Source organism: Neobacillus sp. PS3-12 (assembly GCF_030915385.1).
In the GTDB taxonomy this organism is placed as follows: Bacteria; Bacillota; Bacilli; order Bacillales; family Cytobacillaceae; genus JAEVLT01.
In genome coordinates this window covers 1,582,207-1,596,378 of sequence record NZ_CP133268.1, presented here as the reverse complement: position 1 = coordinate 1,596,378, position 14,172 = coordinate 1,582,207, and the positions used below count along the sequence as shown (strand labels likewise).

Annotated in this window: 9 protein-coding genes, 2 pseudogenes and 1 riboswitch; of the genes and pseudogenes, 2 read left to right on the top strand and 9 right to left on the bottom strand. The window is 39.9% G+C overall.

Annotation, left to right across the window (positions count from 1 at the left end; all coding sequences use genetic code 11):
- Nucleotides 1-68: 68 nt before the first annotated feature.
- Nucleotides 69-1,586, bottom strand: coding sequence for an MDR family MFS transporter (locus tag RCG17_RS08220; RefSeq protein WP_308174701.1), 1,518 nt, complete (start codon nucleotides 1,584-1,586; stop codon nucleotides 69-71).
- 243 nt (nucleotides 1,587-1,829) lie between these two features.
- Between RCG17_RS08220 and RCG17_RS08215 the strand changes: the two genes are divergently transcribed.
- Nucleotides 1,830-1,961, top strand: coding sequence for a DUF4023 domain-containing protein (locus tag RCG17_RS08215; protein ID WP_308174700.1), 132 nt, complete (start codon nucleotides 1,830-1,832; stop codon nucleotides 1,959-1,961).
- 56 nt (nucleotides 1,962-2,017) lie between these two features.
- On the opposite strand, the gene RCG17_RS08210 is transcribed toward RCG17_RS08215, so the two are convergent.
- The 8 genes and pseudogenes from RCG17_RS08210 to RCG17_RS08175 form a co-directional block, all read right to left on the bottom strand.
- Entirely contained in the window at nucleotides 2,018-2,329 is a 312-nt protein-coding gene (locus RCG17_RS08210) for a hypothetical protein (RefSeq protein ID WP_308174699.1), read from the bottom strand.
- A 258-nt stretch (nucleotides 2,330-2,587) separates the two neighbouring features.
- Entirely contained in the window at nucleotides 2,588-3,151 is a 564-nt protein-coding gene (locus RCG17_RS08205) for an FAD-dependent oxidoreductase (protein WP_308174698.1), read from the bottom strand.
- 139 nt (nucleotides 3,152-3,290) lie between these two features.
- Nucleotides 3,291-4,508, bottom strand: a complete 1,218-nt coding sequence (locus RCG17_RS08200) for an MFS transporter (RefSeq protein WP_308174697.1) — start codon at nucleotides 4,506-4,508, stop codon at nucleotides 3,291-3,293.
- Between the two features lie 13 nt (nucleotides 4,509-4,521).
- On the bottom strand, nucleotides 4,522-4,938 hold the full coding sequence (locus tag RCG17_RS08195) for a MarR family winged helix-turn-helix transcriptional regulator (RefSeq protein ID WP_308174696.1): 417 nt from the start codon (nucleotides 4,936-4,938) through the stop codon (nucleotides 4,522-4,524).
- A 123-nt stretch (nucleotides 4,939-5,061) separates the two neighbouring features.
- Nucleotides 5,062-8,509, bottom strand: a pseudogene (metH, locus tag RCG17_RS08190) (methionine synthase).
- On the bottom strand, nucleotides 8,487-10,352 hold the full coding sequence (locus RCG17_RS08185) for a bifunctional homocysteine S-methyltransferase/methylenetetrahydrofolate reductase (protein ID WP_308174695.1): 1,866 nt from the start codon (nucleotides 10,350-10,352) through the stop codon (nucleotides 8,487-8,489). Before RCG17_RS08185 ends, metH begins: the two are co-directional and overlap by 23 nt.
- Nucleotides 10,353-10,362: 10 nt before the next feature.
- A pseudogene (gene metC / locus RCG17_RS08180) lies at nucleotides 10,363-11,534 on the bottom strand (cystathionine beta-lyase).
- The gene (locus RCG17_RS08175; protein ID WP_308174694.1) at nucleotides 11,534-12,646 is read right to left on the bottom strand and encodes a methionine biosynthesis PLP-dependent protein; all 1,113 of its coding nucleotides are present in this window, start codon (nucleotides 12,644-12,646) and stop codon (nucleotides 11,534-11,536) included. Before RCG17_RS08175 ends, metC begins: the two are co-directional and overlap by 1 nt.
- Nucleotides 12,647-12,755: 109 nt before the next feature.
- Nucleotides 12,756-12,870: riboswitch (SAM riboswitch) on the bottom strand.
- Nucleotides 12,871-13,081: 211 nt separating this feature from the next.
- Here RCG17_RS08175 and RCG17_RS08170 point away from each other — a divergent pair.
- Nucleotides 13,082-13,981, top strand: a complete 900-nt coding sequence (locus RCG17_RS08170) for a chemotaxis protein (protein WP_308174693.1) — start codon at nucleotides 13,082-13,084, stop codon at nucleotides 13,979-13,981.
- The last annotated feature ends 191 nt before the right edge of the window (nucleotides 13,982-14,172 follow it).

Below are 14,172 nucleotides of genomic sequence, written 5' to 3'. Positions count from 1 at the left end.
ATTAACTTGAAAAAACCGCATATTATTCGTATAAAAAACCAGCTTGGTTCACCAAGCTGGTTTAACTTTTAGCTTGCCGCTTTTTTTACTCCCTCTACTTTTGCTTTTCCCATAAAGAAGATCGTAATGGCCGCAATCGCAATTGGAATTAAGGTTAATATAAAGGTGTGAGTAATGGAGTCGGACATTGCCTGGACAATTTTATTTAAAATGAAGCTTGGAATTTTGGAGCGCTCACTCGCTTCAAAAATTTGCCTCGGGTCATTCATTTTAAACATGGAGGTGCCACCGCCACCTTGCATTCCTTTAAAAGCATCTTTTAACTTATCAGTAAACAAATTGTTTTGGATTGTTCCAAAAATCGTTACCCCTATAGTCATACCAAATGAACGCAAGAAGGCATTGGTTGAGTTTGCTGACCCGCGAAACTGCGGTTCGAGATTGTGGATGGACGCTGTTGGTAGCAATGAAAATGAAAAACCAACACCGAATCCCACCAGAATCATGTAAATCGTTAATAAGTAACGTGCTGTATCAGGTGTCATTGTTCCTAAGCAAACCATCCCAATAATATAGGAAACAATTGAAATAAACATTAGATTCCGAAATGATGTTTTTGTCAGGAAGATTCCGCCAACCGAACTACCTGCAACAGACCCTAACATCATCGGTGTTAAGATTAATCCAGCATTTTTAGCGGTCCCGCCATATACAGCTTGTACAAAAATCGGAATAAAGACAGTCAGAATAATGAAGGTTGCACCATACAAAAATGCAAGAAACTGAGAAGTGGCGAATAATCGCTTTTTAAAGAGCCATAATGGTAAAATTGGTTCTTTTGCTTTTAATTCGGCAATGAAAAAGGTAACAAAAAAGATGAAAAAGCCGGCAAATAGGCTAATAATTTGTATCGAGTTCCAATCATATTCTTTGCCGCCAAGTTCAAGTGCAAACATAAGGCTGACGACGGAGATAACAAGTGTAATGGCTCCAATCCAGTCAATCTTTTGCTTAGAATGCTGGAGGGATTCTTTATAAAAGCGTCCAATCAGGAAGAGTGAGAAGATTCCAATCGGTACATTCACATAAAATACCCAATGCCAGCTGATATAATCGGTAATATACGCACCCAGTAAAGGTCCCAATACGCTGGAGGCGCCAAAAACGGCTCCAAGTAAGCCAGTCATTTTCCCGCGATTTTCTGGAGGGAAAATATCAAAAACAATGGTGAAGGCGATCGGCATCAGAGCACCGCCTCCTATTCCCTGAATCGCACGATAGATACTTAATTGAACAATACTTTGGGCAATCCCGCATAAGGCAGATCCAACCAAAAAGACAACTAAACCAAAGATGAAAAATTGCTTACGACCATACATATCGGAAAGTTTCCCAAAGATCGGCATACCAGCCATTACCGCAACCATATATGCAGATGTGACCCAAATGAATTTGTCAAAACCGCCAAGGTCGGAGACGATTGTTCCCATTGCTGTAGCCACAATTGTGTTATCCATTGCTGACATTAAAATGCCCAATAATAAACCCGCTACTACTAGCTTTAAATTACTATCTTTTTTTATCATATCAGGCTCCTTTGCATCTTTTTCTTACTTTGTAATGATCTCCTTAATCAAGCTAAAATTAATTCTATTATAAAGCGGAAGAACTGTCACTCATTATTGAATTCATCAATCGGACGATTCAAATCGATGAACAGGAAATGAGGGAACCTACCAAACTGAGATCGAATAAGCTCAGTACATGTTCTCAGCCAGAATTGGAGATAGTAACAAAATGATTGTTACTATTTCTTTGGAGGGGTCAATATGGAGAACACACATGAATTTGTCCAAAAGCTACATGAAAAACAAAAGAAGGATGAAAAAAATAGAAAAAGGCAGGGGGATGGAAATCCTGGCGGCAGACTGCCAAATAAATCGCACCATCAAGGGGAATAGTCAGAAAATAAAAAAAGGAGCGCATTTTTTATTTGTGCGCTCCTTTTTAATTGGATTCAAACCTTTGCTTTATGGTAGCTAATATCACCATTTGCCATTATCAGTTTACCGTACCAGGCAGGTGCAGGGTTTTCTGTTCTATACTGCAGCTCTTCTTTCCATTCTTTTCTTAATTTCTTGCGAGATTTTTTCACAATATTTTGAGGGTCTGTTCCAGTTGCCACACCGTAGCAGTCTCCAGCTTCATCTTGCCAATAAAATGAGATTGCGGTGTATGTATGATCATCATGGCTGCACAATTCTGTTTTTAATGTTCCGCCTATTTTATCCCGTGTGCTGAACCATTCTCGGTTTACTACTTTTTTCATTGCCTGCATCCCCCTTTTTCTTTTATCGTACTTATTTTTTGATGTAAAATCAAAAAGCGAAAAATCTATTTCATCAAGGGAAACCGCCAATAAAGTGCATAAAAACAGGTGGAATTTTAACAATTTGTTATCCAAACAGGCATGAAAAATGACTTTTGGCATAAAGACTGTTAATTAATGATTTTAATCGTTTTTTTCTTAAATACAAAAAGAAGTCGTTAGTTGGTAAAAAGCTAACGACTTCTTTTTGTATATTTATTAAGCTTTTAAAACGTCATGGTCAACATAGCGCTCACCATTAAGTTCACTAATTACATTGATGGCAACTTTTGCGCCGTCGCCAGCTGTTACGATGGTATGTACACTTACACCTGCAACAGTACCAGCAGCCCAAATTCCATCTATATTTGTTTTACCATTTGCATCAACATCAATGATTGTTTTCACGCGTGGCTCTGTTCCTGGTTTCGTGTTTAATCCTGCTGCCTCAGCAAGGTCAACAGCAAAGCCAGTAGCAAGAATTACATGTTTTGCTTCATATTCACCTTGATCGGTTACAACTTTTACACCAGCATCTGTTTTGCTAAGGTTTGTTACAGTTGCTGTAACAAACTCTGCGCCAAATTTAGCGGCTTGTTTTTTTCCTGTTTCAATCAAGTCTGGTCCGGAAATTTCGAGTACACCATAATGATTTTCCATCCAGGCACGCTTTGTTACACTCTTATCATTATCGATTACTAATGTTTTTTTACCAGATTTAGCAGCAAATACAGCTGCGCTTCCGCCAGCAGGTCCAGCACCAATTACAACAATATCAAACATCTTTGAATTCCTCCTATATTTATAATTATTTTTATATAAGAATTATAACTTAATTAATATTAGCATGTAAAATAATCCAACTTGAACTATTGGAAAATTTTACTGGCATTTTTAGTATGTCTGCATCTATAGAAAAAATTCAATGTGCTACTTTGTCCAGACTTGTTTGCTGATTGGTGCTCTGCTTTTTTGGGGAAACCCGGTGACGAGCATATAGAGCGTAATAGAGAACGATCCCCAACACTACATAAATGGAACCGATCAAATACAACGAACGGAAACCAGTGTGTGCAGCGATTATTCCTACGATTAAGGAGCCAAGGCCCATTCCTGTATCATAAATGGAAAGAAATGTAGCGGTAGCAACACCTTTCCGATGCGGCTGCGCATCCTGAATCGCTATCGTTTGCAAAATCGGAAAGATGGATCCCCAGCCTAATCCAATTAATCCTGCCGATGTTAAAAAGCTACCTGCACCATGTGCTTGGCTTAACAAAAGAATGCCAATGGCATAAAAAACAATGGAAGGGAACACAATTTTGTTTGCTCCAAATAGATCAAACCCTCTTCCCGTAAAAGGGCGTGCAGCCAGAAGGATAATGGCATAGACGACAAAAAATAGACTTGATACACTGCCTAAATGAATTTCGCTTGCATATACAGAAACGAAGGAAAGCAGGGATGAATAAATTATCGCAAAAAAAGCACCAACGATTGAAATCGGTACAGCAGAAGCCTCAAATAGATTTTTAAAGGAAAAGCTTTGTGCTTTCTGTGCTTGTCTTTGTACAGTTTTAGGAACTTTGACAATCATTCCAGTAACAAAAGCACCAGCAGCTGCAACGATACTAATAATAAACAGGGTGTTCGCTCCCCATTGTTGAATGGCTGTCAGGCCAATGAATGGGCCCAAAACCATCGCTAAGTTGGTAGACATAATAAAATAACCCATTCCTTCTCCGCGCCGTGATGCTGGGATGATGGTGGCCACGATTGCTCCGGCGGCAGTTGTAGCCATTCCAAAGCCAATCCCATGTATAAAACGTAAAATTAAAAAAGTAGTAATGGTTTTTGGGAAAAAATAAAGCAGGGATGATAAAAGAGATATAAGCATGGCTGCTATAAGTACATTTCTGAAACCAGAATGTTCAATCCATTGACCTGCAAATGGACGGGAAATAATTGCTGAGACTAGAAATACAGTTGTCATTAAACCTGCTTCCGATGAGCTGGTATGAAAATGATCGATTGAAAATACGGGTAAGGTAACGAGCAAGAAATAAAAGGTACTAAAAAGAAAAAAATTGCTTAAGGAAACACTAATAAAATCTTTTGTCCAAAGTTTTGGTTTGTTCATAGTTGGACTCCTTTCATTGAGGCAGTTGTTTTATCCATGTATGTAAAAGTTTATACAGTTCTTGTTGGGATGAATTTGGCAGTGGCTCTAGTAAAGTTTGATTCACATCCAGGACTGCTTTTTCCCATGCTGGATATTCTGTAAGAGCTTTTTCGGTTAAGACAATGTGTTTTTCACGTCGGTCTTTTCCTTGAATTTGTTTTACATAGTCTTGTTTCACTAGTCTTTGTATCGTTCTTGTAAGTGGCGGTGCTTCAACAGATAAATATGCACAAAGCTGTTTTTGTGTTAAGGAACCTTGGGTTTTCAAGGTATAAATAACGGACCATTGTGCATGGTACAAACCGTACTTTTTTAATTCTTCATTTAGTTTGTTCATAAGCTGGCGGGAAAGTTGGTGAAGGGTATGGAATAATTCATGTTTTTCCATGGAGGGGATCCTCTCTATAAATGTAATTAGTTACCTAGGTAACTATATAGAATTGTCACAAATTTGTCAATGAATTAAAAAGCCCACTTGGATTTAAATTCCAAGCGGGCTCCTAACAATTCATTATCTCAAAACATTAAAATAGCGCGCTTCTGGATGGGCAAAGACCATCGCTGTAACAGAGGCTTCTGGTTCCATCATAAATCCATCCGTTAATTGAATGCCAATATCCTCCGGTTGAATTAATCCGAACAATTTCTTTTGGTCCTCAATTTCCGGGCAGGCAGGATATCCATATGAAAATCGCTGTCCTTGATAATGACACGCAAACCGATCCTGCATCGAAAAATCTAGCGGGTCAGGGAAACCCCAGCGATCGCGGATTTGTCTGTGAATTAATTCAGCAAAACCTTCCGCTGACTCAAGTGCCAATGCTTGGAGAGCATGACTTTCAAGGAAACGGCCTTCATGCTTGAACTGATCGGCCTTTTCACGAATGCCTCTGCCCGCAGTAACCGCAAAGAAGCAAACATAGTCCTTCACACCGCTTCCGACTGATTTAATAAAGTCAGCTAAACATAAATATGGTTCTGATTCCTGGCGTGGGAAATCAAATGTTTCAATGACTTTGTCTTGTTGCTCTGGATCAAAAATGTAAATTTTATTACCTTCTGATTGAGCCGGAAAAATTGATATACGGCATTTGGTGTAATCCAATTGTTTTGGCTTGCTTCCAGGAGAAGCTCATCTACCATTTCTTTAACTTTTACTGCTTTTTCATCTTTTTCCGCAAGTAACTTAGAAATCTTTCCTTTAACACCCAGATGATGTCCAATTAGCATTTGCATGTTAATATATGGCTCAATATGGGAGAGAGAATATGTTTTAAGAACGTGACGTTTTGTATCCTTTGGAACGAATACTGGAACCTCTGTCGAAACTGTTATCTTTGGTTTAACCACTGTGGTAACCGAAGAATGGTTTACGCGATCCCCAGCAGACTCTAAGGAAGCGAGTTTCTCCTGCTTCTCCTCAACGAGCTGTTGATATTCCTCCGGCGATTGAACATTATTTGCAAGTGATAACCCGTTCATCGCATCTTTGGCGTAAAGAACGAGACCATCGTATTCCTTAGAAATCCTTGTTTCCGTAAACTTCCGAGAAAGGGCAGCACCGCCAACAAGGATTGGCAATGAAATTCCAGCTGCTTTCATATCTTGAGCTGTCAGCACCATTTGCTGGGCGGATTTAACCAATAAGCCTGAAAGGCCGATCATATCTGGTTTTTCCTTGCGAATGGCTTGAATCAGGTCATTTGGTGCTACTTTAATTCCGAGATCGACGACATTATAACCGTTATTGCTAAGAATAATATCCACAAGGTTTTTACCGATATCATGGACATCGCCTTTAACCGTTGCTAAAATAACCTTCCCCTTAGAGGCTGACACATCTCCCTTTTCCATATAAGGCTCTAAAAAGGATACTGCTGCCTTCATGACTTCAGCACTTTGCAGCACTTCGGCAACAATTAGCTGGTTGTCATTAAAAAGACGTCCGACTTCTTTCATGCCGTTCATCAATGGACCATTAATGATATCCAATGGTGCTGGGAAAATGCCAAGTGCTACTTCAAGATCTGGAAGTAAACCTTCTTTTGTTCCTTCGACAACATAGTAGGCAAGTCTTTCTTCTAAGCTCATATCAAGAGTCGTAGTTTTAGCTTCTTTCTTTTTCCCGCGGTAAAACTCGGTAAAGGTTGCTAATGTTTCGTCTGTTGTATTAAACAAGAGGTCCTCTGCTAAAGCGACTTCTTCTTTTGAAATGGAAGCAAAGCGTTCCAGCTTTTCCGTGTTAACGATTGCGTAATCAAGTCCTGCCAGGGTGCAATGGTATAAAAAGACAGAATTTAAAATTTCGCGGCCAACTGGCGGCAGGCCAAATGAAACATTACTGATGCCAAGGATGGTCTGCACTTCAGGCAAGGCCTCTTTAATCAGTCGGATGCCATCGACAGTTGCCTTAGCAGAGCCAATATACTGCTCATCCCCAGTACCTACCGGGAATACCAATGGATCAAAGATAAGATCCTGTGAGGTGAGGCCATATTGATGAACGAGCAACTCACAAGAACGTTTGGCGATTTCTAATTTCCGCTCAGCGGTAACACCCATTCCTATTTCATCAATCGTCCCGACAACAACCGCGGCACCGTAGCGATGAATCAGCGGTACAATTGCCTTGAAACGATCCTCGCCATCCTCAAGATTAATGGAATTAATAATCCCTTTCCCTTGTGAGTATTTCAGGGCAGCTTCAATCACTTTCTCATCCGTTGAGTCAATAACCAAAGGAACCTTGACTTTTTTAACTACTTCTTTAATGAAATTTTCCATATCAACAAGTTCTTCACGATCCGGGTCAGCTAAGCAGATGTCGATAACATGGGCGCCGCCTTTCACTTGGGCTCTGGCAACTTCCGATGCTTCCTCAAATTTCCCTTCGGTTATTAATCTCTTAAATTTTCGTGATCCAATCACGTTAGTACGCTCGCCAACCATGATCGGCCGTAATGTCGGGTCGTCATAGATAAATGGTTCAATCCCGGAAACCATATGAACAGTGCTTGTCTTTGCTTCCCGGGGCTGGAAGGTTTTCACAGCTTGAGAAAGAGCCCTAATATGTTCCGGGTTGTGCCGCAGCATCCGCCAACAATGTTTAGCCAGCCATGCTCAGCAAAATCGGCAAGCTTTTTCGCAAGACTATCAGGTGTTTCGTGGTAATGTCCTTCTTCATCAGGAAGACCGGCATTTGGGTAACAGATCACGGAGGTGGAGGCCATACCTGAAAGTGAGCGGATATGGTCTTGCATAAATTCCGGACCTGTTGCGCAGTTTAAGCCAACAGCAATTGGATGCATATGCTCAACAGAAATATAAAAACTTTCGATTGATTGACCTGCAAGAGTCGTTCCCATTGGTTCAATCGTACCCGATATCATTAATGGCAAGGTTTTGCCAGTTTTTTCAAAGGCTTTTTGAATTCCTACAAACCCAGCCTTAACATTCAACATATCCTGACTTGTTTCAAGTAACAAGAGGTCGACACCGCCATCGATTAAACCAATGGCTTGCTCTTCATAGGCTGCAGCCAGCAGATCAAAACTTACTCCGCCTGTGACACTCAATGTTTTTGTGGTTGGTCCCATTGAGCCTGCAACATAACGCGGCCACTCATCAGTTGATAGGTATTGCGCTACCTGTACGGCAATTTGAGCACCGACCTTATTAATCTCATAAGCTTTAACCCCTAGTCCATATTCATCAAGAACAATATTTGTACCGCCAAATGTATTTGTTTCGATGATATCGGCACCAGCTTGCAAGTATTGTTGATGAATGGTTGCAATCACAGAAGGAGCGGTTAAATTAAGGTTTTCATTACAGCCTTCATATTGTTCGCCGCCAAAGTCACTGGCAGTAAGGTTGGCTTGTTGCAGCATGGTACCCATAGCACCGTCCATTACCAGGATGCGTTTTTTTAACTGTTCACTTAAAGGTACTTTCGGCATGGTCGTTAATCCTCCCTAATTTAATTGCACGCTCACGCGTATATTTGGCTAACTCAGCCGTTAACTCATAACGTAAAAATGGTGTGATTAAATAAATACCATTAAACAGATCAAGGGCAGTATCAATTAACGATTTAGTAATCTCGATTCCTTCTCGGCCTGCTTTGATTGGATCTTCTTTAAATCTAGTCATTCGCTCGCGAATTGTCTCAGAAATTTTGATACCAGGTACTTCATTATGAAGGAACTCGGCATTTTTATGGCTTAGTAATGGCATCAAACCAATATAAATAGGTGCTTTCAGCCCTTTTGTATGTTCAGAAACTTCAATTAATTTTTCTTCTGAAAAGACCGGCTGGGTAATGAAATAATCAGCACCATATTCGATTTTCTTTTCTAACCGTTTGACGGCTTTATCAAGTGTACGAACATTGGGATTAAATGCCGCAGCGATACTAAAGTCAGTTTTTTGACCAAGGTCTTTTCCTGAAAATGATAAACCTTCATTTAACTGCTTGATCATTTGAATCAATTCAAATGAAGAGACATCGTAAACCGATGAAGCACCAGGAAAATCCCCAACCCGAGCTGGGTCACCAGTGATGGCAAGAACATCATGCAGTCCCAATGTATGAAGCCCCATTAAATGAGATTGTAAGCCAATGATATTGCGGTCCCGACAGGCAATATGAATTAATGGCCTCATCCCAAATTTTGATTTAACAAGATAACCAAGTGATTCATTGGAAATTCTGACGGAAGCAAGTGAATTATCTGCAAGTGTGATGGCGTCAATCCCTGCTTCCTTGAGCGCTTTTGCTCCCTCAAAAAATTTGGCTGTATCCAGTTTGCGCGGCGGATCTAATTCAACAATCACAGATGGCCCTTGCATGACTTCTTCCTCCAGACGAGGAAATTCTCTTTTTACTGTTGAAACTTCAACTACAATTTTCTCTGGAGCTATTTTTACAATCTTTTCCGTGATCGGAACTGCATTTTTTAGCTCCGATGCAAATGCTTTAATATGCTCTGGCGTTGTTCCGCAGCAGCCGCCTAATAAACGAACACCTTGGTCGCGGAATTCCTGCGCTGCTTTTCGAAAGTATTCAGCGTCACCCTCATAATGGAATTTACCATCTGTATAAGCAGGGAGACTGGCATTTGGAAAAGCCGAAAGAAAGGCATGTTTTGGCAATTCTACCTGTTCAAGACTCTTTAACATATGGTGCGGACCAAGCCGGCAGTTTAAGCCGACAACATCCGCTCCAATTCCCTCAAGGCGCCTCAAGGCCTCATTGATTGGTGTTTGGTCTTGTAAGATACCAATTTCCGAAAGGGATATTTGTGCTACAATTGGCAGTTTTGTTTCCTTTCGGGCAATTGTCAAGACGGTTTCGAGTTCGCCTAGGTCATAATAGGTTTCTAGCAAAATTCCATCGACTTTTTCTAAAAGCAAGCAATACAATTGTTCGCGGAAACTGCGTTTGATTTCTTCAATTGGGACAGAATTTGGTTTAATTCCTCTATTGCCGCCTATCGTTCCAAGTACAAATGCCTTGTTTCCAGCAGCTAATTTCGCATTTTTTACAGCCGCACTATTAATCTCTTTCACTGAATCTTCTAATCCATATCTTTGAAGCTTCAGATAGTTTGCTGCATAGGTGTTTGTCTGGATCACATCTGCTCCTGCATCAATGTAGGCTTTGTGAATACTTTGAATTTGCTCAGGATGTGATATATTCAGTTCCTCAAAACAGCTATCCTTGCCGAAGGAATAGAGAAGGGTGCCCATGGCTCCATCGCCGATTAAAATTTGCTTTTCTAACCTTTGTAAAAAGTTCATCTTCATTCTCCTAAACTAATTGTTTAGACTCTACAAACTTAAGCGCCTCGGAAAAATCCTTAATAAGATCATCAGGATTTTCTAATCCAACGGACAGTCTTAACAGGCTGTTTGTGATGCCGCGTTGTTCTCTTTCTTCCTGTGGCATTGCAGCATGTGACATCGTCTTTGGATAGGATAAAATTGATTCCACTGCCCCCAGACTAACCGCAAAAACAGGGATTTTTACTTGTGACACAAATAAACGAAGAGTTTCCTCATCTTTTAATTCAAAAGAAAGGACAGCACCTGCGCCATCAGCCTGCTCCTTTTGAATTTGATACTGCGGGTGGCTTTTTAGGCCGGATAATAGACGTTATTGACCAATGGGTGTGAATTTAAAAATTCGGCAATTTTGAGAGCTGAACTTTGTGATTTTTCCAAGCGCACATTCAGCGTTTTAATTCCTCTCATAACGAGCCAAGCGTCTTGAACACCTAAAACGGCGCCAAAGGAATTTTGTAGGAAGTAAAGCCGTTTTGCTAATTCTTCATCTTTTACAACTGCAAGCCCTGCTAGAACATCACTGTGTCCTGCCAAAAATTTAGTCGCACTGTGAAGGACAATGTCAGCCCCCAATTCTAGAGGTCTTTGCAGTGCTGGAGTTAAAAATGTATTATCAACAAAAGTAAGTGCCCCCACTTCTTTTGCAATTTCACTAATTGCTTTGATATCCGTAACCTTTAGAGTTGGGTTGGACGGTGTTTCTACATAAAATAGTTTTGTATTTGGTTTGATTGCTGCTTTTACTTCATCCAAATTAGTCATATCGACAAAAGTATGTTCAATCCCAAGGCGGGTAAGCACTTGGGTAACCAGGCGGAATGTTCCGCCATAAACATCTTCAGTAATTACCACATGTTCTCCAGCTGAAAGCAGCAGAAATGCTGTTGAAATGGCAGCCATTCCTGATGCAAAGGCAAAACCTCTTGTGCCTCCTTCTAGTTCGGCAATGATTTCTTCAAGGGCTTCCCTTGTTGGATTTAAACTGCGGCTGTAATCAAATTTCCCAAACTGATCGATATCAGATTGGTGAAAAGTTGATGCATGTTGAATAGGTACACTTACTGCTCCAGTAGCTTTATCAAATTTATGACGATTGTGCAGTAATTTCGTTTCAAAACTATATTCTTCGTGACTCATTACGCATTCACCCTTTCTTTAATATTGATAAAAGCTTTCTCCAGATCAGCAATTAGGTCTTCTGCATCTTCGATACCGACTGAAAAACGTAACAATCGATTATCTACACCAGCAGCAGTTCTGATTTCCTCGGGAATATCGGCATGTGTTTGTGTAGCTGGATAAGTAATTAAGCTCTCAACACCGCCAAGGCTTTCAGCAAAAGAGATAAGTGACAGCCCTTGTAAAAATGGATTAATCCATGTTTCGTCTTTGACACGGAATGAAATCATCCCGCCTCTCCCAGGGTAAAGAACATCTGTTACATCTTCATGTTTGGATAGATACTCGACGATTACTTTCGCATTTCTTTCATGTTGTTGCATTCTTAGCGATAATGTCTTCATTCCGCGTATGACGAGCCATGAGTCAAATGGACTAAGAACCCCGCCGGCGCCATTATGGTAAAGGAACAAGGCATCACATAGTTCTTTTCCTTTTGCAACGATCAGTCCTGCAAGAACATCATTATGGCCTCCAAGGTATTTTGTTGCACTATGGATCACAATATCTGCTCCTTCTTGAATCGGCTGCTGTAAGAGAGGAGTGTAGAACGTGTTATCTACGATCAAGAGAATGTTATGTTTTTTTGCGATTTCAGAAACTGCAGCAATATCTGTTTCCTGCATTAACGGGTTAGTTGGTGTTTCAAGAAAGATAGCCTTGGTGTTTTGAGTAATGTGTTTTTCGATTTCTTCCACATTACATGTATTTACATACTTGGCGTTTAATCCCCATTTCTTGTAGCCTTGTTCTAATAATCGGTATGTACCGCCGTATAGATCTTCACATACGATTAATTCATCGCCAGATTGGAATAATGAAAGAACGGTAAAAATAGCAGCCATTCCTGAGCTGCAGGCAAATCCTCGATCGCCGCCCTCTAAATCTGCGATAGCCTGTTCTAGGATTTGACGAGTGGGATTTCCAGTACGAACATAATCAAAGCCGGTTGATTGGCCAATTCCAGCATGACGATAGGCAGTTGAAAAATAAACAGGTGGATTTACAGTTCCTGTTGCTGTTTCACTTCGATTTCCGATTTGAGCCAATTTTGTGTCAATTTTAACCATGATGACATCTCCTTAATGTGGTGTAGTAACGTTATACAGTATTATGGTATTAAAAAAAGTCTTCCCGCTAAGAAGAAGACTTTTGTTTGCATCGATCACATAGTCATTCTTCTTATCTCCCAAGTTTTAAAAAACTTGCAGGAATTAGCACCTTTTCAATGAAAAATCCATTGAAGGTTGCTGAGGTGTCATCGGGCCGTTCCCTCAACCTCTCTTGATAAGAAAGTATTATTTAACTTTTCTTTAAAATTACTACAATGATATAATTATGTCAAATATTTTTCGAATATTAATCCAATCATTTAAGTGGGTTTTCTTGAAATTTAAGGAATTTGCATTGAATATTAAAAAAGATAGAAAAATAACCGAAATAAAGATTGATGGATACAAATATTAAACTTTTTTGTTTATTAAAAAGTGCAGGGGGTCGCCACGATGGCCGAAAAAGGGGTTTTGCTTGAAAGCGGTACAAATGAGCTTGAAATTGTTGAATTTAATGTTGCTAATAACAGATTTGGAATCAATGTAATTAAAGTAAGGGAAATTATCAATCCAGTGCTGGTTGTATTTATTCCACATACCCATCCAAATATCGAAGGGATTATGGAGATCAGGGGTGAAATCCTTCCTGTCATTAATATGGCAAAAGTGTTAGGGTTTCCCGATTCCAATCAACCTTCACAGGATAAATTCATTGTTACTGAATTTAATAAACAAAAGGTCGTTTTTCATGTCCATGGTGTTGATAAAATTAATCGTATTTCTTGGGAGCAAATCGAGAAGCCGACAAATTTATATCAAAACACTGAGAATCAAATCATCGGTGTAGTCCGGAAACAGGAGGGGATGACACTCCTTCTAGATTTTGAAAAGATTTTAGTAGATATCAATCCAGCAACAGGAATTAACAATGATCGCTTAAAACATGTGCAAAGAAAAGACCGCTCAAAATATCGGATTGTTGTTGCTGAGGATTCAGCTATGTTACGGAAACTGTTATCCGATACATTAATGGAAGCCGACTTTCAGTTCATTGATTTCTTTGAAAACGGCAAGGATGCTTTGGATTACTTACAGCATGCGGTCAGTGAAAACAAAGTCATTAGTGAGGTTGTACATCTTGTTATTACAGATATTGAAATGCCGGTAATGGACGGGCTGCATTTAACCAAACAAATCAAACAGCATCCTGTTCTCTCACAGCTACCAGTCATTATTTTTTCATCACTGATTACAGACGACCTCCGCCATAAGGGCGAAACAGTAGGTGCAGATGCCCAAGTCAGCAAGCCGGAAATTGGTGAATTAATTACTATGATTGATAAGTTTTTGTGATTTTATTATCAATACAAGCCCAATCCCTTCAATGCGGATTGGGCTTTGTCGAATAAAATATCCCGTTTTTAAGTGAAAGGTGTATGTTTACTTAGTTTCTTCCCCATTTTATAATGATTTTAATGGAAAATCGGCTATGTTACAGCAGGTTTTTACAAACAACAAAGGCAACGAATGATCAATTAACCGTG